The sequence below is a fragment of the Streptomyces sp. Z26 genome (assembly GCF_003665095.1).
In the GTDB taxonomy this organism is placed as follows: Bacteria; Actinomycetota; Actinomycetes; order Streptomycetales; family Streptomycetaceae; genus Streptomyces; species Streptomyces phytohabitans.
The window spans coordinates 3,151,546-3,167,782 of sequence record NZ_RCHV01000002.1; the positions used below are offsets into that span (position 1 = coordinate 3,151,546).

Annotated in this window: 14 protein-coding genes; 5 read left to right on the forward strand and 9 right to left on the reverse strand. The window is 75.5% G+C overall.

The genetic code is table 11. The annotated features are described in order from the left end of the window. Nucleotides 1-74: 74 nt before the first annotated feature. On the forward strand, nucleotides 75-1,766 hold the full coding sequence (locus D7M15_RS13995) for a protein kinase (protein WP_121517816.1): 1,692 nt from the start codon (nucleotides 75-77) through the stop codon (nucleotides 1,764-1,766). Nucleotides 1,767-1,962: 196 nt separating this feature from the next. Here D7M15_RS13995 and D7M15_RS14000 read toward each other — a convergent pair whose 3' ends face one another. The 9 genes from D7M15_RS14000 to D7M15_RS14040 form a co-directional block, all read right to left on the reverse strand. After that, nucleotides 1,963-2,529, reverse strand: coding sequence for a bacterial proteasome activator family protein (locus tag D7M15_RS14000; RefSeq protein ID WP_121517817.1), 567 nt, complete (start codon nucleotides 2,527-2,529; stop codon nucleotides 1,963-1,965). A gap of 185 nt (nucleotides 2,530-2,714) precedes the next feature. Further along, entirely contained in the window at nucleotides 2,715-3,518 is an 804-nt protein-coding gene (locus tag D7M15_RS14005) for a hypothetical protein (RefSeq protein WP_121517818.1), read from the reverse strand. Nucleotides 3,519-3,837: 319 nt separating this feature from the next. After that, complete coding sequence (locus D7M15_RS14010; protein WP_121520767.1) at nucleotides 3,838-4,842, reverse strand: NAD(P)H-quinone oxidoreductase; 1,005 nt, start codon at nucleotides 4,840-4,842, stop codon at nucleotides 3,838-3,840. A 221-nt stretch (nucleotides 4,843-5,063) separates the two neighbouring features. Beyond that, nucleotides 5,064-6,080 carry a potassium channel family protein gene (locus D7M15_RS14015; protein ID WP_240649642.1) on the reverse strand — a complete coding sequence of 339 codons (1,017 nt, stop codon included), beginning with the start codon at nucleotides 6,078-6,080 and terminating at the stop codon, nucleotides 5,064-5,066. 163 nt (nucleotides 6,081-6,243) lie between these two features. Beyond that, entirely contained in the window at nucleotides 6,244-7,950 is a 1,707-nt protein-coding gene (locus D7M15_RS14020; RefSeq protein ID WP_121517820.1) for a molybdopterin molybdotransferase MoeA, read from the reverse strand. Then, entirely contained in the window at nucleotides 7,947-8,801 is an 855-nt protein-coding gene (locus D7M15_RS14025; protein ID WP_121517821.1) for a DUF6457 domain-containing protein, read from the reverse strand. Before D7M15_RS14025 ends, D7M15_RS14020 begins: the two co-directional genes overlap by 4 nt. A 3-nt stretch (nucleotides 8,802-8,804) precedes the next feature. Beyond that, nucleotides 8,805-10,358 carry a dihydrolipoamide acetyltransferase family protein gene (locus D7M15_RS29410; RefSeq protein WP_121517822.1) on the reverse strand — a complete coding sequence of 518 codons (1,554 nt, stop codon included), beginning with the start codon at nucleotides 10,356-10,358 and terminating at the stop codon, nucleotides 8,805-8,807. After that, nucleotides 10,358-11,383 (reverse strand): alpha-ketoacid dehydrogenase subunit beta, encoded by a 1,026-nt coding sequence (locus tag D7M15_RS14035; RefSeq protein WP_121520769.1) that lies wholly within the window; start codon nucleotides 11,381-11,383, stop codon nucleotides 10,358-10,360. The genes D7M15_RS29410 and D7M15_RS14035 overlap by 1 nt, the downstream gene beginning before the upstream one ends. Nucleotides 11,384-11,469: 86 nt before the next feature. After that, on the reverse strand, nucleotides 11,470-12,726 hold the full coding sequence (locus D7M15_RS14040) for a thiamine pyrophosphate-dependent dehydrogenase E1 component subunit alpha (RefSeq protein WP_121517823.1): 1,257 nt from the start codon (nucleotides 12,724-12,726) through the stop codon (nucleotides 11,470-11,472). A 183-nt stretch (nucleotides 12,727-12,909) separates the two neighbouring features. On the opposite strand from D7M15_RS14040, the gene D7M15_RS14045 reads away from it, so the two are divergent. The 4 genes from D7M15_RS14045 (at nucleotide 12,910) to D7M15_RS14060 (ending at nucleotide 16,185) form a co-directional block, all read left to right on the forward strand. After that, nucleotides 12,910-13,419 (forward strand): Lrp/AsnC family transcriptional regulator, encoded by a 510-nt coding sequence (locus tag D7M15_RS14045; protein WP_121517824.1) that lies wholly within the window; start codon nucleotides 12,910-12,912, stop codon nucleotides 13,417-13,419. A 176-nt stretch (nucleotides 13,420-13,595) separates the two neighbouring features. Then, the gene (locus D7M15_RS14050; protein ID WP_121517825.1) at nucleotides 13,596-14,345 is read left to right on the forward strand and encodes a VCBS repeat-containing protein; all 750 of its coding nucleotides are present in this window, start codon (nucleotides 13,596-13,598) and stop codon (nucleotides 14,343-14,345) included. 246 nt (nucleotides 14,346-14,591) lie between these two features. Beyond that, nucleotides 14,592-15,260, forward strand: coding sequence for a dihydroxyacetone kinase subunit DhaL (gene dhaL, locus D7M15_RS14055; RefSeq protein ID WP_240649302.1), 669 nt, complete (start codon nucleotides 14,592-14,594; stop codon nucleotides 15,258-15,260). Between the two features lie 148 nt (nucleotides 15,261-15,408). Beyond that, a complete protein-coding gene (locus D7M15_RS14060) occupies nucleotides 15,409-16,185 on the forward strand; it encodes a DUF4097 family beta strand repeat-containing protein (RefSeq protein ID WP_121517826.1) in 777 nt (258 codons plus the stop codon). Nucleotides 16,186-16,237 lie beyond the last annotated feature (52 nt).

Below are 16,237 nucleotides of genomic sequence, written 5' to 3' on the forward strand. Positions count from 1 at the left end.
CGCGCCAGCCGCCCGCACCACTCGATCGAGGCTCGACACGCGCCGTTCAGCGCCGCCAAGGGGGAAGCAGTCAGATGAGCGACGACGGCGGGCAGGGTGCCGCGCACTACTTGGGCCGCTCGGTCGGCAACGGCCGGTTCCAGCTGCGGAGCCTCCTCGGCGCGGGCGGCATGGCGTCCGTCTACCTCGCGTACGACTCGGTGCTCGACCGGCAGGTCGCGGTCAAGACCCTGCACACGGAGCTGGGCCGCGAGCAGTCCTTCCGCGAGCGCTTCCGGCGCGAGGCGCAGTCCGTCGCCAAGCTGACGCACACCAACATCGTCTCCGTCTACGACTCCGGTGAGGACGAGATCGACGGCGCGATGGTGCCGTACATCGTCATGGAGTACGTCGAGGGCAAGCCCCTGCGGAACGTGCTGGACGAGGACGTCGCGCAGTTCGGCGCGATGCCCGCCGACAAGGCGCTGAAGATCACCGGGGACGTGCTGGCGGCCCTGGAGGTCAGCCACGAGATGGGCCTGGTGCACCGGGACATCAAGCCGGGCAACGTGATGGTGACCCGGCGCGGCGTCGTCAAGGTGATGGACTTCGGCATCGCGCGGGCCATGCAGTCCGGCGTCACGTCGATGACGCAGACCGGCATGGTCGTCGGCACCCCGCAGTACCTCTCGCCCGAGCAGGCCCTGGGACGCGGCGTGGACGCCCGTTCCGACCTGTACTCGGTGGGCATCATGCTCTTCGAACTGCTCACCGGGCGGCTGCCGTTCAACGCCGACTCGCCGCTGGCCATCGCGTACGCGCACGTCCAGGAGGAGCCGGTGGCGCCCTCCTCGATTAACCAGTCGGTGACGCCCGCGCTGGACGCGCTGGTGGCCCGCACCCTGAAGAAGAACCCGAACGAGCGCTTCCCGTCCGCCGAGGCCCTGCGCGACGAGTGCCACCGCGTCGGCGGCACGGGCGCCACGCCCGTCATCATCAGCGCCGGACCGGCCGCCAGCGGCGCCGGGCTCGGCCAGGCCGTGTTCCCTCCCGTGGACGCCAACGCGCAGCCCCCGGCGGGGAGCGTGCAGCAGCCGTACCAGCCGCAGCAGTACGGCGGTTACGCCCCGTCCACCCCGCCGCCCACACCCGCGTACGGGCAGCACCAGCAGGGGTACGCGCAGCCCGCGTACGGGCAGCACCAGCACGGCGGACCGCAGACCCCGCCCCCGTACAACCTGACGCCCGGCGGCGGGTCCGGCGGTGGCGGTGGCGGCAGGAGCGGCAACGGCATGCTGATCGGCGCGGCCGTGGTCGCGGTCGCGGTGGTCGTCGCCGTGGTCGTCGCGGTCGCGATGAAGGGCGACGACGACAAGCAGGCCGGCGGCGACCCGCAGGACACCGCCTCCGCGCAGGCCGAGACCGGGGGCGGCACCGACGGCGGCGCCACCGAGGACGCGGCGGACGCGGGTGGGACGCAGGAGCAGGAGAAGTTCAAGGGCGAGGACAAGACGAAGACCATGGACGCCACGGAGTGCACCGAGGCCCGGGAGCACTACGAGGACAAGAACAAGGTCTACGTCCCCGACTTCACGTACAAGAACCTCAGCTCCGTGAAGGAATGCATCCGCAAGGCGGGCTGGAAGCTGGGCGACGTGTCGTACGAGGACGAGAACGTCTGGGGCAAGAACGCGGTCCTGGAGCAGACCCCGGACGACCTGGACGGCTTCGACCCGAAGAACGACAAGGTCGACCTGACGGTCTCCTCCGGCCAGCCCGGCAGCTAGCCCGGACACCGCCCAGTCCGTACGGCGGCGCGCCGACGGGCGGCACGGCACGGTGAGGGGCCCCGCGCACCAGGTGGTGTGCGGGGTCCCTTCGGCTCCGTCGCGGGCGGCGGGCGCGTACGGCGGCGGGTGCGTGCCGCGGTACGGCGCGTGCCGCGGTACGGCGGGCGCGTACGGCCCGTCGCGTGCGGTGGGCTCAGAGGTACGGGCCGCCCGTGCGCGCGTCGCCGGGGTCCTCGACGTCCGGGAGGTCGTCCGGGAGCGTGCCGGGCGGCAACGCCCGGCGCATCTGCTCCAGTTGGGCGCGGGCCGCCATCTGCTGCGCGAACAACGCCGTCTGGATGCCGTGGAACAGCCCCTCCAGCCAGCCCACCAACTGGGCCTGCGCGATGCGCAGTTCGGCCTCGGTGGGCACGCCCTCGTCGGTGAAGGGCAGCGAGAGCCGTTCCAGCTCCTCGATCAGTTCGGGCGCGAGACCGTCCTCCAGCTCCTTGACCGAGCTGGTGTGGATCTCCTTGAGCCGTACCCGGCTCGCCTCGTCGAGGGGGGCGGCCTTCACCTCTTCCAGCAGCTGCTTGATCATGCTGCCGATCCGCATGACCTTCGCGGGCTGCTCGACCATCTCCGTCAAGGGGACCTCAGCCTGCTCGCCGGTTTCACCGTCGCCGCCTCCGGAGGCGGCACTGCCGAGAGCCATCCCGTCCGGTCCCACGACCAGGACGTGCGGGCTCTCCTGCGTCCGTTCACTGCTCGGCTGTGTCATACCCCCATTCTGCATCCCGGCCACCCGTCGGGCCCGGCCACTCCCGGGAACCGGGCGGGGGCGCGGTGGGGCACCGGGGCACGGGCCCGGTGCGCGGGGCGTACGCGGTCACGGGGCGCGGGGGCGGTACGGCGGCGTGGGCGGTACGGCGGCGGTACGGGGTGCGGGTCCGCGCCGGGTACCGGTCAGGCGCGGCGCAGGCGGAGGGCGAGGAAGCCGAGGCCCAGGCCGAGCGAGGTGAGGCCCGCGCCCAGCGGCAGCACCGGCAGGATCGGCTCGCCACGGCCCGCCGCGGTGGCGCCGGTCCCCTCGAACGCCGCCTCCACGCCGCGCGCCGCGTCCGTACGGGCGCGGGCGTCGCCGCCGGGCGACACGACGGGGGCCGGGCTCCACGGCTCGGAACCGACCTGCGGTTCCGTCTCCGGCTCGACCGGGGAACGCACGGACAGCCGCTCCGCCGCCGGCTCCACCGGCTCCGGCGCGGGCTCGTCGGCGGGCCGCTCGCGCGGCGTCCGCCCGTACGCGCCGGGGTGCGCGCCGTCCACGCGGCCGTCCAGCGCGTCGCCGGGGCGCGGCGACGGCTCCGCGCTACCCGTACGGGCGCCGTCGCGCGCGCCCTCCGGGCGCTCCGCGCGGCGTTCCGCGGCGGTCTCGCCGCGCGGGTCGGCCGGGGTGCCGGGGCGCGCCGCCGAGGGGTCGTCGGCGTCGGGTCCGGCACCGACGGCGCCCCACCCGGCGCCCGCCCACGGCGGGGTGGCGGGCGCGGAGTCGGGCCCGTGGCGCGGCGGTTCGTTGCCCGCGGCGGCGAGCGGGGCGGGCAGCAGCACGGCGGCGCAGGCGAGCACGGTGACGCCGAGGGAGGCGCGGGCGGCGCGTGCGGCACGGGTGCGGACGCGGGGGCGATCGCGTCCGTGGTCGCGGGTGCCGGGGTCACTGCGGGTGTTGTGCTCGCTGCGGGTGCTGCCGAGGTTCCGACGCGCGTCAGCCACGATCGCTTCCCTCCCGTACCGGGCCTGTCCAACGGCGTGTCCAGCGTCACACGAACCGACAAGCCCGGCATCTCGGACATAGGTCACGACCGTCCCGAAGGTCACTTCGGTCCCACGGGACTCCTGCATCCCACGATTCACTGCCGTCCCATGCGTCACTGCCGCCACTCGCGCCCCGTCATTCGTTTCCGTCACCGCTGCCATCCGCCGCCACTCGCCGCCCGTCCTCCGCCACCGCCCCGTGCGGTCGCCGCCGCCACGCACCGCCGTGGCCCACCGCTACAACTCGCCCGCACGGGGGGGAGGTCACTGCCGTCACTCACGTGGTGGTGAGCACGACCTTCCCGACGTGCGTGCTCTCGTCCAGGACCCGGTGCGCCTGGGCCGCCTCGCGCAGCGGCAGCGTACGGTCCACCACCGGCCGTACCCGCCCGTCCGACAGCAGCGGCCACACGTGCTCCCGTACGGCGCTGACGATCGCCGCCTTCTCCCCCGCCGGGCGCCCCCGCAGCGACGTCACCGTCACCGCGCCGCGCTTCGCGCCGAGCGCGCCGAGGTTCAACTCGCCCTTGATGCCGCCCTGGAAGCCGATGATGGCGAGCCGCCCGTTGACCGCGAGCGCCCGTACGTTCCGCTCCAGGTACTTCGCGCCCATGATGTCCAGGATCACGTCCGCGCCCTGCCCGTCCGTGGCCGCGAGCAGCTCGTCGACGAAGTCCTGCTGCCGGTAGTCGATGAGGATGTCCGCGCCCAGCTCCGCGCAGCGCGCCAGCTTCTCCGGGCTGCCCGCCGTCACCGCGACGCGCGCGCCCGCCGCCTTCGCCAGCTGCACCGCCATGGTACCGATGCCGCTGCCCCCGCCGTGCACGAGCAGCGTCTCGCCGGGCCGCAGGTGGGCGATCATGAAGACGTTCGACCAGACGGTGCAGACCACCTCCGGCAGCGCGGCCGCCCGTACCCAGTCCAACCCCTCGGGCACCGGCAGCAGTTGGCCGACGGGCACCGCGACCTTCTCCGCGTAGCCGCCGCCCGCGAGCAGCGCGCACACCTCGTCGCCGACCGCCCAGCCGCCGCCCGCGCCGGGCGCCCGCTCCGCGACACCCGGCCCCAGCGCGGCGATCCGGCCCGCACACTCCAGGCCCGGGTACGGCGAACTGCCGGGCGGCGGCGGGTAGAAGCCCTGCCGTTGGGCCAGGTCGGCGCGGTTGACGGCGCTCGCCGCCACCTCGACCAGCACCTCCCCCTCACCGGGTACGGGGTCGGGGACCTCCGCCCACACCAGTGCGTCGGGACCGCCGGGCTCGGGAATCGTGATCGCATACATGCCCGCGACGCTACCGCGCCCCGCACCGCAACCCGCACGGAGAGGGACGGTCACGGGCGGCAGCGGGCGTTCCCGCGCGAACCCGGCGAACGGCGGCACCTCCGGCACCGGCCCGCAGCGGCCAGGGCACGCCCGTACGGAACCCGCGCGACGGCCGTACGGGACGCGCGCGGGACGGCCGTACGGGACGCGTGGCGGGCCCGACTCCCGTACGGCGGGCGTCAGTTCGCGTCGGGGGCCGTCGACGGGGACGGGGACGAACGGTGGATGACCACCACGCGGTCCGTGAGCTGGAGCGTGGCCGCCTCCGGGTCGTCGAAGCCGAGCAGCCGGTGGCCGCGTACGACCGTCACCACCAGGTCCCCGCACTCGCGCGGCGAGCGGCCCGCCTCGGCCTTGGTGACGGGGCGTTCGCTGAGGCTCAGACCCGTGCCCTGCTGGATCAGGTCCTCCATCACGGAGCTGGCGTTCGGGCTGAGGACCGAGAGGCCCAGCAGGCGGCCGGCGGCGCTGGAGCTGGTGATCACCGAGTCGGCGCCGGACTGGCGGAGCAGCGGCGCGTTCTCCTCCTCGCGTACGGTCGCGACGATGCGGAGCTTCGGGTTCAGCTGACGGGCCGTCAGGATGACGAGCACGGCGGTGTCGTCGCGCTGGGGCGCCACGACGATCTGCTTCGCGCGCTGCACCTCGGCGCGTACGAGGATGTCGCTGCGCGTCGCGTCACCGATCACGCCCGCGTAGCCCTCCTCGGCGGCGAGCTTGATGACGTGGTGGCTGGTGTCGATCAGTACCAGCCGCTCCCGGGCCGTACCGGTGGACAGCAGCGTCTGGGCCGCGGACCGGCCCTTGGTGCCGAAGCCGACGACTACGGTGTGATCGCGCAAATCGGACCTCCAGCGCGTCTGGCGCCACTGCTCGCGGGTGCGCTCGGTGAGGACTTCGAGCGTCGTACCGACGAGGATGATCAGGAACAGGACGCGGAGCGGTGTGACCAGCAGGATGTTGACGAGCCGGGCGCCGTCGCTGACCGGCGCGATGTCGCCGTAGCCCGTGGTGGAGAGGGTGACGGTGGTGTAGTAGACGGAGTCGAGGAACGAGACCGAGTCGTCGTAATTGTCGGCGTACTCGTCGCGGTCCATGTAGACCAGCAGGACCGTCGCCAGCAGCACCGCCCCCGCCGCCAGCAGGCGGCGGGCGACCTGCACCAGCGGGCCGACCGTCGACTGCGGCAGCAGGATGTGCTGGTCGGCGGTCCCGCGCTGCCTGCGCGGCCTCACCGGGTCCGCCGGGCGGGCGCGGTGGCGCGTACGGGCGCGGGCGGGCTCACGGGCGCGGTGGCGCGTGCGCGGGCGGGCGTCGGGGCCGTGCGGGCGCGGGCGTTCGGGGTGGTACGGGCGGTGGTCACCAAGGCAGTTCCAGGAGCTGTACGGGGGTGCCCGCCGCGGCGCCGCCGGGCGGTACGACGGCCAGGTGGGACGCCGACGCGATACCGCGCAGCATGGCAGGCCCCGTGTAGTGCAGCGGCACCGCCCCCGCGCCGTCCCCCGCGTACTCGACCGGCACCAGCCGGGTGTCGCGCGGATGCCCGGCCACGGCGGCGGTCAGCGGAGCCCGTACGGGGGCGGGCGCGGGGCGGCCCGCGAGCGCGCGGATCAGCGGGCCCGCGAGGGTCAGCAGGCCGGAGACGGCGGCGAGCGGGTTGCCGGGCAGGCCCACCAGATGCCGGGCGCCGAGGTCCGCGAGGAGCATGGGGTGGCCGGGGCGCACCTCCACCCCGTCCACGAGCAGCCGCGCGTCGAGCCGCCGCAACGTCGGACGCACGTGGTCCAGCGGGCCCGCGGCGGTGCCGCCCGTGGTGACGACCAGGTCGGCGTCCGTACCGGCCAACGCCCCGTGCAGCGCCTCGGCGTCGTCCCCGAGCCGCCGCGTCGCCACCACGTCGGCGCCGAGCGCGGCCAGCCACGGGCCGATCATCGGGCCGAGCGCGTCGCGGATACGGCCGTCCCGCGGGCGCCCCTCGTACAGCAACTCCTCGCCCAGCACGAGCACTTCGACGCGGGGGCGGGGGACGACGGTCAGCCGGTCGTACCCGGCGGCGGCCACCAGGCCCAGCACGGCGGGCGTCACGACGGCGCCGGAGGCCAGCAGCCGGTCGCCGGAACGGCACTCCTGGCCGCGCGGGCGGATGTCCGTACCCTGCCCGGCGCCGCCGCGCGGCGCGTCCGGCGCGAGGCGCAGGCGCGTACCGGCCTCGCGGGCGCGCTCGCTGCGCAGCACCGCCGTGGCGCCGCGCGGGACGCGGGCGCCGGTGGCGATACGTACGGCGTGGCCGTCGGACAGCGGCGCGGGGGCGTCCTGACCGGCGACGATGCCGCGCGCGGCGGCGGCGGTGGGGGTGGGGGCTTCCTGCGCGGCCGGGTCGGCCGGGGCTTCGGGGGTGGCGGGGGCTGCCGGGGCGGCGGAGCCGTCGGGTGCGGCGAGGTCCCAGGGGCCGGGGCCGGAGACGGCCCAGCCGTCCATGGCGGAGGTGTCGAACGGCGGGAGGTCGGTCAACGCCTCGACGGGCGCGGCCAGTACGTGCCCCAGCGCCTCGTCGCACGGCAGCGTGACGGGCGTACCGGAGGAGGCGGCGCGGCCTGCCGTACGGCGCGCCTCGCGCCAGTCGGTACCGCCGTGCCGGTCGGGCGGCGCGACGGTGGGGGTGGGGGCTTCCGGGGCGGCCTGGTCGGCCGGGGCGGGGGCGGTACGGGCGGGGGCGTGCAGCCAGTCGGGCACCAGCTCGTCCCCGGGGGCGGGGGGCTCGGCGGCCGGGTCCGGAGCCGTACGGGCGGGACCCGTACGGGCGGGGGCGTGCACCCAGTCCGGCAGCAGTTCCTCGTCGTCACCCGGGTCGCCGGAGGGGGCGGTGACGGCGGCGACCGGCGGCGGGGCGTCCCCGCGCCCGGCGCCGCCGCTCACGTCCGCGCCCCCACCCCCGTCCCCGCCCGCCGTGAGCCAGCCGGGCAGCAGCCCGTCGTCGCCCACGGCGGGCTGGCGCCGTGAACCGGCCTTCGGCAGGCGGTCGTTGGCGAGGGCGAGCGCCTCGTCCAGCTCGTCGGCGCCGCTCATCCCGCGTCCGTTTCGGCTTCCCAGCGTTTGGCCAGCTCCGCCGCCTTGCGGGCCAGCTCCGACACGGTCTCCGGCGAGGCGTCGCCGCGCCGCCCGGCCGCGTACCCGACCAGGAACGTGGTCAGCGGCGCCGCGGGCCGCGCCACCCCGTGGGCGGCGTCGCGGGCCACGGCGAGCAGCTCGTCGACGTCCACGTCGAGGTCGATGCCCAGTTCCGCCTTGACTGCTTCGGTCCATTCGTCCAGCACGTGGTCATGCTCCCTGATACGGGCCCGTGCCGCCGCGACGTCCTCCCAGGTGTCGCAGTCGGCCGCGTCGGCGGCGGCGGTGCGGCGGAGCCGCAGTCCGGGCAGGAGGAGCCGCAGCGGGAGGCCCCCGAGGCGGTCGTACTCGGTGCGGAGCAGGGCGAGTTCGCGGCGGAGCGGCTCCGCGCGGTAGGCCGCGACGAGCGGCTGGTCACGGTCGCCGAGGACGGCGACGGTGCCGTCGTCACCGTCCCGTACGTCCAGCAGCTCCCGTACGGTGCTCCGCCGCAGGAACGGCACGTCCGCCGAGAGCACCAGCACCGTGTCCCGCCCGGTGTGCCGCAGGCCCGCGTCGAGCGCGGCGAGCGGGCCGCCGCCGGGCGGGTCCTCGCGGACCCGGACGACGGGCCGGTACGCGGGGCGGCGCGGCCCGACGACGACCGTCGTCGCGGCGTCGCGGCAGGCGGCCAGCACCCGGTCGAGCAGGGCGCGGCCGCCGACGGTGAGGGCGGGCTTGTCCGCGCCGCCGAGGCGGCGCGCGCCGCCGCCCGCGACGACGATCGCGTCGTACGCGGGCGGCGGGCCGTGCGGAGAGTCGTGTGCCACGTCTCAGAGCGTACGGAGCAGCACCGCCGGATGCTCCACGCAGTCCGCGACGTAGCGCAGGAAGCCGCCCGCCGTACCGCCGTCGCACACCCGGTGGTCGAACGTGAGCGACAGCTGCACCACGTGCCGTACGGCCAGCTCGCCGCCGACGACCCACGGCTTCTCGATGATGCGGCCGACGCCGAGCATCGCGGCCTCGGGGTGGTTGATGATCGGGGTGGAGCCGTCGACGCCGAAGACGCCGTAGTTGTTGAGGGTGAAGGTGCCCCCCTGGAGGTCGGCGGGGGACAGCGTGCCCGCGCGGGCGGATTCGGTGAGCCGGGCGAACTCGGCGGTGAGCTGCTCGGCGTTGCGCGCGTGCGCGTCCCGTACGACGGGGACGACCAGGCCGCGTTCCGTCTGCGCCGCGAAACCGAGGTGCACGGCGTCGAGCCGGACGATCTCGCGGGCCTCGGTGTCGACGGTGGCGTTCAGCTCGGGGTGGCGGGCGAGGGCGGCGGTGCAGACGCGGGCGAGCAGCGCGAGGAGCGATATGCGGGCGCCCGGGGCGGTGTGGCCCTCGTTCGCGGCCTGGCGGGCGGCGAGGAGTTCGGTGGCGTCGGCGTCAACCCAGCAGGTGGCGTCGGGGATCTCGCGTCGGCTGCGGGACAGCTTCTCGGCGGCGAAGCCCCGGAGTCCGCGCAGCGGCAGACGTATCCCCTCGGGCGCGGCGGCCGCGCGGGGCACCGGCGCGGGGCTGTGCACGGGGGCCGTGCCACGGGGGGCGGGCGCGGTGGTGCCGTACGACCGCTCACGGACGGCCCGTTCCACGTCGGCGCGGAGCACCAGTCCGTCGGGGCCGGTGCCGGGCACGTCGCGCAGGTCGACACCGTGCTCGCGGGCGAGGCGGCGGACCAGCGGGGAGATGACCGGCACGGGGCCGGTGGTCGCCGGGGCGGGACCGCTGGCGGTCGTCGTCGGGGGCGTTGGGGCGGGTGTCGGTCGGGCGGGCGCGGTGCCCGCCGCGCCGTTCAGGTGCCGGGGCGCGCCGGACCGTACGGGCGCGGGCGCCGTCGCGGCGGCCGGGTCCGGGCCGTACGGCTCCGGGCCCGTGGCCGGGGCCGGTTCCGGTGCCGCTGCCGGTGTCGTGAGGGGCGCCGGGCCGCCGACGCGGCCACGGCGGCGGGTGGAGGGGGCGCGGGTGCCGTACCCGACGAGCACGTTGCCCGAGCCCTCCTGCTCGGCGGCGGGCACGGCCGCCGGAGCCGGGGCCGCCGGAGCGGAAGCGGAGGCCACGGACGCGGCGGTGGCGGCGGGTGAGGCACCCGCGTGGCCCGCCACGGCGACCGCCACCAGCGGCGTGCCGACGGGCACCTCGTCGCCCTCCTCGCCGTACCGCGCGGTGACCACGCCACCGTGCGGGCACGGGACGTCCACGAGCGCCTTGGCCGTCTCCACCTCGACGACCGTCTGGTCCACGGCGACCACGTCGCCGACCGCCACCATCCACCGCACGATGGTGGCCTCGGTCAGGCCCTCGCCCAGGTCGGGGAGGTTGAATTCGCGGACTTCAGCCATCAGTCACCGCCGCCTTCGGTACCGCCGTCGCCGCCGCCGTCGCCGGACATCGTCCGACCACTCTCCCACTGGAGCCGTGCGACCGCGTCCAGAACGCGGTCCACTCCCGGCAGATGATGCCGTTCCAGCATGGGCGGCGGATAGGGGATGTCGAGACCGGTGACGCGCAGCACCGGCGCCTCCAGGAAGTGGAAGCAGCGCTCGGTGATCCGCGCGACGATCTCGCCGCCGGGCCCGCCGAAGCCGGAAGCCTCGTGCACGACGACGGCGCGGCCCGTCCGCCGTACCGACGCCGCCACCGTCTCCTCGTCGAACGGCACCAGCGAACGCAGGTCGACGACCTCCAGCTCCCAGCCGTCCTCACGCGCCGCCTCGGCGGCGGCCAGACAGACCGGCAGCGACGGGCCGTACGTGATCAACGTCGCCGAGGTGCCGCGTCTGCGGACCACCGCGCTGCCGATGCCCGGGACCTCCTCGGGGTCCTCGGGCGACCACTGCTCCTTCGCCCAGTAGAGCCGCTTGGGCTCCAGGACCACGACCGGGTCGTCGGAGGCGATCGCGGCGCGCAGCAGCCCGTACGCGTCGGCCACCGTGGCGGGCGTGACGACGTGCAGGCCGGGGGTGGCCACGTAGTACGCCTCGGAGGAGTCGCTGTGGTGCTCGACGCCGCCGATGCCGCCGCCGTAGGGCACGCGGAGGGTGAGGGGCATCGGGAGGGAGCCGCGCGTGCGGTTCCGCATCTTGGCCACGTGCGAGATCAGCTGCTCGAACGACGGGTACGCGAACGCGTCGAACTGCATCTCCACGACCGGCCGCAGCCCGTACATCGCCATGCCCACCGCCGTGCCGAGGATGCCGGCCTCGGCGAGCGGGGTGTCCGTGCAGCGGTCCTCGCCGAACTCCGCAGTGAGGCCGTCCGTCACCCGGAACACGCCGCCGAGCGCGCCGACGTCCTCGCCCATGACGTGCACGGCGGGGTCGGCCGCCATCGCGTCGCGCAGCGCGCGGTTGACGGCCTGCGCCATCGCGACGGGCTTGCGGGCGCCCGCCGCGCCGCGCCCCGCCGCCGCACCGGCGCCCGTACCGCCGGGTGCCGCCGTGTCGAGCGTGCTCATCGGCCGCCGCCTTCCGTACGGGTCTCCGCCCGGTTGTCCGCCTCGGCCCCGGCTTCCGCCGCGGCCTCCGCGTCCAGCTCCGCGCGGAGCTGCGCGGCCTGGGCCGTCAGTTGGGGTGTGGGCGCGGCGTAGACGTCCGCGAAGAGGTCCGCGGGACGCAGCTCCGGGTCCGCGTTCATCCGGGCGCGCAGGTCCGCGGCCATCTCCTCGGCGTCGCGCGCCGCCTCCGCGACGCCCGCGTCGTCCAGCAGGCCGCGGGACCGCAACTCCCGTTCCAGCAGGGCGACCGGGTCGTGCTCGCGCCACGCGGCCACCTCGCCGTCGGTGCGGTAGCGGGTGGCGTCGTCGGCGTTGGTGTGGGCGTCGATGCGGTACGTGACGGCCTCGACCAGGGTGGGGCCGCCACCGGCGCGGGCGTGGGCCACGGCGTCGCCGAGGGCGCTGTGCATGGCCGCCACGTCGTTGCCGTCCACGAGGCGGCCGGGCATGCCGTACCCGACGGCCTTGTGCGCGAGGGAGGGCGCGGCGGTCTGCTTGGCGAGCGGCACGGAGATGGCGAAGCCGTTGTTCTGCACCAGGAAGACGACGGGCGCCCGCCACACGGCGGCGAAGTTGAGCGCCTCGTGGAAGTCGCCCTCGCTGGTCCCGCCGTCCCCGACGAGCGCCAGCGCCACCAGGTCGTCGCCCGCCAGCCGGGCGGCGTGCGCCAGCCCGACCGCGTGCGGCAGGTGCGTGGCCAGCGGCGTGCAGAGGGGGGCGACGCGGGTGGCGCGCGGGTCGTAGCCGCCGTGCCAGTCGCCGCGCAGCAGCGTCAGCACCTCGACGGGGTCGAGGCCGCGGGCGACGGCGGCGAGCGTGTCCCGGTAGCTGGGGAACAGCCAGTCGCGCTCCTCCAGCACCAGCCCGGCGGCGACCTGCGCGGCCTCCTGGCCGGTGGAGGACGGGTAGACGGCGAGGCGGCCCTGCTTGGTGAGGGCGGTGGCCTGCTGGTTGTAGCGACGCCCGCGGACGAGCGCGCGGTGGAGGCGCAGCAGCAGCTCGGGGTCGAGCGCGCCGCCGTCCGCCGTACCGGCGTGCGCGCCGGACGCGGCGCGGCCGTCCGCGTCGGCACCCGCGCCGCCGTCCGGGCCGGTGCCCGTGCCCAGCAGGCGGAAGGGCGCGGCGTCCGGCAGCAGCGGGGCGGGGTCGGTACGGGGTCGCCAGCCGGGCGGCGGGGCGAGGCGGTAGGCGCCGGGCTGCTCGAGGACCGTCACGGTGAGCACCTCCTCGTAGGGGGTCGCTACAGGCGGGAGGCTCCTGTCGGAACCACCCGTGCTTCCCTACCGATTGTTCGGTCGCCGGTACGTTTTGGCTACACGCGGCCCCAGCCTGTGGACAAACGGCCCGGTACCCCGATCCGCGCGTGCAGGGCGTCCACGGCGGGGAAGCCTGAACGTATGTCCGACGAACAAATGGCCCGGCCGCCCGGCCCGGAGGACCCGGAAGCGCTCCGTCCGCCGGTCCGTCCGCTCGACTCCGTGGACCGCGAGATCCTGCGGATACTGCGCGCGGACGGCCGGGCGTCGATCCGTTCCGTCGCCGAGCAGGTGCACGTGTCGCGGGCCAACGCGTACGCGCGGATCAACCGCATGATCGACGACCGCGTGATCCGCGGCTTCAGCGCCCGTGTCGACCAGGAACGGGCGGGCCACGGCACGTCCGCGTACATCACGTTGAAGATCGTCCAGGACTCGTGGCGCTCCGTACGGGAGCGGCTGCGCGAGTTGCCCGGCGCCTCCCACATGGCGCTCGTCGGCGGCGACTTCGACGTGCTGCTGCTGGTGCACACGGCGGACAACCGGTCGCTGCGGGACCTGGTGCTGACCCGTATCCAGGCGATCCCGGAGGTGCTGAGCACCCGCACGCTGCTGGTCTTCGAGGAGACTGACCTGGACCCGGAGCCGTGAACGGGCACCCGGGGCGCGGCACCGCGCGGGGGTGCGTGCGGGGTGTAGGGGGCGTGCGGGGGACGTCGCCGGAATCTCGTCCTCCTGTCACACCCTCGTAACGCGGTGAACGGGAGGGCAACGGACGGCGGCACCCAGGCATCTCACTTCTCGACCACAGGAAAGGAAGCCCTGAGATGCTTCGTACACGTACGCGCCTGATCGTCGCCCCCGTGGCGGCGGCAGCCGTCGCCCTGACCCTCGCCGCCTACCAGGCCGGCGCCACCGAGCCCACGGACGGCTCGTCGCACTCCGGCGCCGTGGGGGCGGCGCCCTGCCTGAGCGGCCTCGACGTCCTCATCGGCGACCTCGACGGCGACTCGTACCCGGACCGGATCGGCAACCGGGGCCTGGACGGCACCAAGACGACCGTCGAGTGGGGGAACGCGGACGGTTCGTTCGGCGACAAGCAGGAGATCAACGACCTGGTCGGCGCGGGGAACGACGAGACCGCCACCGCGGCCGTCGCGGACTTCCAGAACGACGGCGTCCTCGACCTCGTCGTGAACATCGTCGAGCCCTCCGGCGGCGACGACCCCTCGACGGCGCGCCTCTCGGAGTACCGCCCCGGCCCGCTGAAGCGTGCCGACCTGTCCTCCGGCGAGACGCAGAAGCTGGACATCGACAAGCACGGCGAGGTCCGGACGCTCGGCATCGCCCGTTACGACGAGCCGGTCGGGAACCCGGACGACTTCCCCGACCTCGTGATGGTCAACTACGCCGGTGACGGCGTGCTGGAGCGTTCCGTGCGCCTGTCGCAGGCGGACGGCACGCCGGGCGCGTTCAGCCGCGAGGCCGACGACAAGTACGGCGACTGGGGCACGCCCGCCGAGCCGCCGAGCATGCCCAACGACGGCTGGAAGCAGTTCTACGAGCCCTGCTCCTGAGCCGTCGCACGAGAGACGTCGCACCCGGACGTCGCCACCCCCCGGTCCGCGCGTGGGCCGGGGGGGTCGCGCCGCGCGCACCGTACGGGCGCCGCGGGTCCCGCGTGGACCCGCGGCGCCCGTTGCCGTGGGGGCGGGGTGGCGGGAGGCTGGTGCGCGGCACGTGGCGGCGTCACCGCCGTCACCCGCCGCCGTCACCCTCGTCAACGCCGTCATCGCCGTCATCGCCGTCACGAAGGAGTTCCCGTGGACCCGCAGGTGGACATCGCCCTCGTCCGGAGCTGGATACGGTCCGTCGCCGCCGCCGTGGACGCGCACAAGGACCAGCTCACGGAGTACGACTCGGCCATCGGTGACGCCGACCACGGCGCGAACCTGCACCGCGGATTCTCCGCCGTCCTCGACGCCCTCGCCGCGCAGGAACCGGCCACCGTCGGCGACGTACTGGTGAAGACCGGCAGCACCCTCGTCTCCAAGGTGGGCGGGGCGGCGGGACCGCTGTACGGGAGCGCGTTCCGGGCCGCCGGCAAGAAGCTGACGGAACCGACGGCGGACACCCGGGAGTTCGGGGAGGCGCTGGCCGCCGGGCTGGAGAGCGTACGGCGGCTGGGCGGCGCGGCACCCGGCGACAAGACGATGGTCGACGCGTACGCGCCCGCGCTGGAGGCGTTCCAGCGGGTCGCCGCCGAGGGCGGCGGCCTCGCGGTCGCCGCGCGCGCGGCGGCGGACGCCGCCGAGGAGGGCGTGCGCGCGACGGTGCCGCTCCAGGCGCGCAAGGGGCGCGCCTCGTACCTGGGCGAGCGGAGCGTCGGCCACCAGGACCCGGGCGCGACGTCCACGGCGCTGGTGTTCGGCGCGCTGGCGGAGGCGGCGGAGGCGGCGAGTGGGGCGGCCGGGGCTGGTGAGGCGGGCTGAGGCTCGCGGGGCGGGCGGGGCGGGCGGGGCGGGCGGGGCGGGCGCGGTGAGCTGAGGCGCGCGCCCCGGACGACTGTGGGGATTTCCCCACCCCGACCCGGTGGTCCACCGCATTCCGGGCGGTCCGGCGCGTTCCTACGGTGGACCCATGAGGAAGACGACCGCCGGCGGCGCGCTGGCACTGACCCTGATCGCCGTGCTCGCGGCGCTGTCGGGCTGCTCGATGCAGAAGGTCAGCGACGGCGAGGCGGAGCACAGGTCGTTCGCGCTGACGGGCCGGAAGCTGACGGTGGTCAGCGACGACAGCAGACTGGAGCTGGTGCCCGTCGACCGCGCGGCGGACGGGGACGGGAAGCGGCGGCTCGACGTGACGCGCTGGTTCAAGGCGTCGAAGCTGAACGGCAAGGTCGGCGTCAGCTGGAAGCTGGAGGGCGGCGACACCCTGCGACTGAAGGTCACCTGCACCGGCGTCGTCGTGGACTGCTCCGCCCGGCACCGGGTCGAGGTGCCCCGCGACATGGCGCTGGACGTGCGGTCCCACGACGGCCGGGTCGTGGCGAACGGCTTCAGCACGCCGCTGTCGATCCGTACGGGCGACGGCAGTGTGGGCGTGCGCGGTGCCAGCGCCGCCCTGCGGATCAGCACCCGCGACGGCTCCGTACGGGCGGAGGAGCTGCGCTCGCCCACGGTCACGGCCGAGTCGCACGACGGCTCGCTGGAGCTGGGCTTCCGCGAGGCCCCGACGTCCGTCCGGACGGAGAGCCACGACGGCAGCACGACGCTGACGGCGCCGCGCACCCCGTACCGCATCGAGGCGGACGCGAAAGACGGCTCGGTGGACGTGTCCCTGCCACGCGCGGACGACAGCCGCCGCAGCGTAGAAGCGATATCGCACGACGGCAGCATCACCCTGCGCGGACGGTGACGGCCCGGTGGTGACGGCCCGAGCGGGGCGCCGGGCGTACGGGGTCGGGCGC

Excerpts from the sequence above, each read along its gene's own strand:
- D7M15_RS13995 (WP_121517816.1), top strand. The coding sequence starts at position 75 with ATGAGCGACGACGGCGGGCAGGGTGCCGCGCACTACTTGGGCCGCTCG.
- D7M15_RS14000 (WP_121517817.1), bottom strand. The coding sequence starts at position 2,529 with ATGACACAGCCGAGCAGTGAACGGACGCAGGAGAGCCCGCACGTCCTG.
- D7M15_RS14010 (WP_121520767.1), bottom strand. The coding sequence starts at position 4,842 with ATGTATGCGATCACGATTCCCGAGCCCGGCGGTCCCGACGCACTGGTG.
- D7M15_RS14020 (WP_121517820.1), bottom strand. The coding sequence starts at position 7,950 with ATGAGCGGCGCCGACGAGCTGGACGAGGCGCTCGCCCTCGCCAACGAC.
- D7M15_RS29410 (WP_121517822.1), bottom strand. The coding sequence starts at position 10,358 with ATGGCTGAAGTCCGCGAATTCAACCTCCCCGACCTGGGCGAGGGCCTG.
- D7M15_RS14035 (WP_121520769.1), bottom strand. The coding sequence starts at position 11,383 with ATGGCGCAGGCCGTCAACCGCGCGCTGCGCGACGCGATGGCGGCCGAC.
- D7M15_RS14045 (WP_121517824.1), top strand. The coding sequence starts at position 12,910 with ATGTCCGACGAACAAATGGCCCGGCCGCCCGGCCCGGAGGACCCGGAA.
- D7M15_RS14050 (WP_121517825.1), top strand. The coding sequence starts at position 13,596 with ATGCTTCGTACACGTACGCGCCTGATCGTCGCCCCCGTGGCGGCGGCA.
- D7M15_RS14060 (WP_121517826.1), top strand. The coding sequence starts at position 15,409 with ATGAGGAAGACGACCGCCGGCGGCGCGCTGGCACTGACCCTGATCGCC.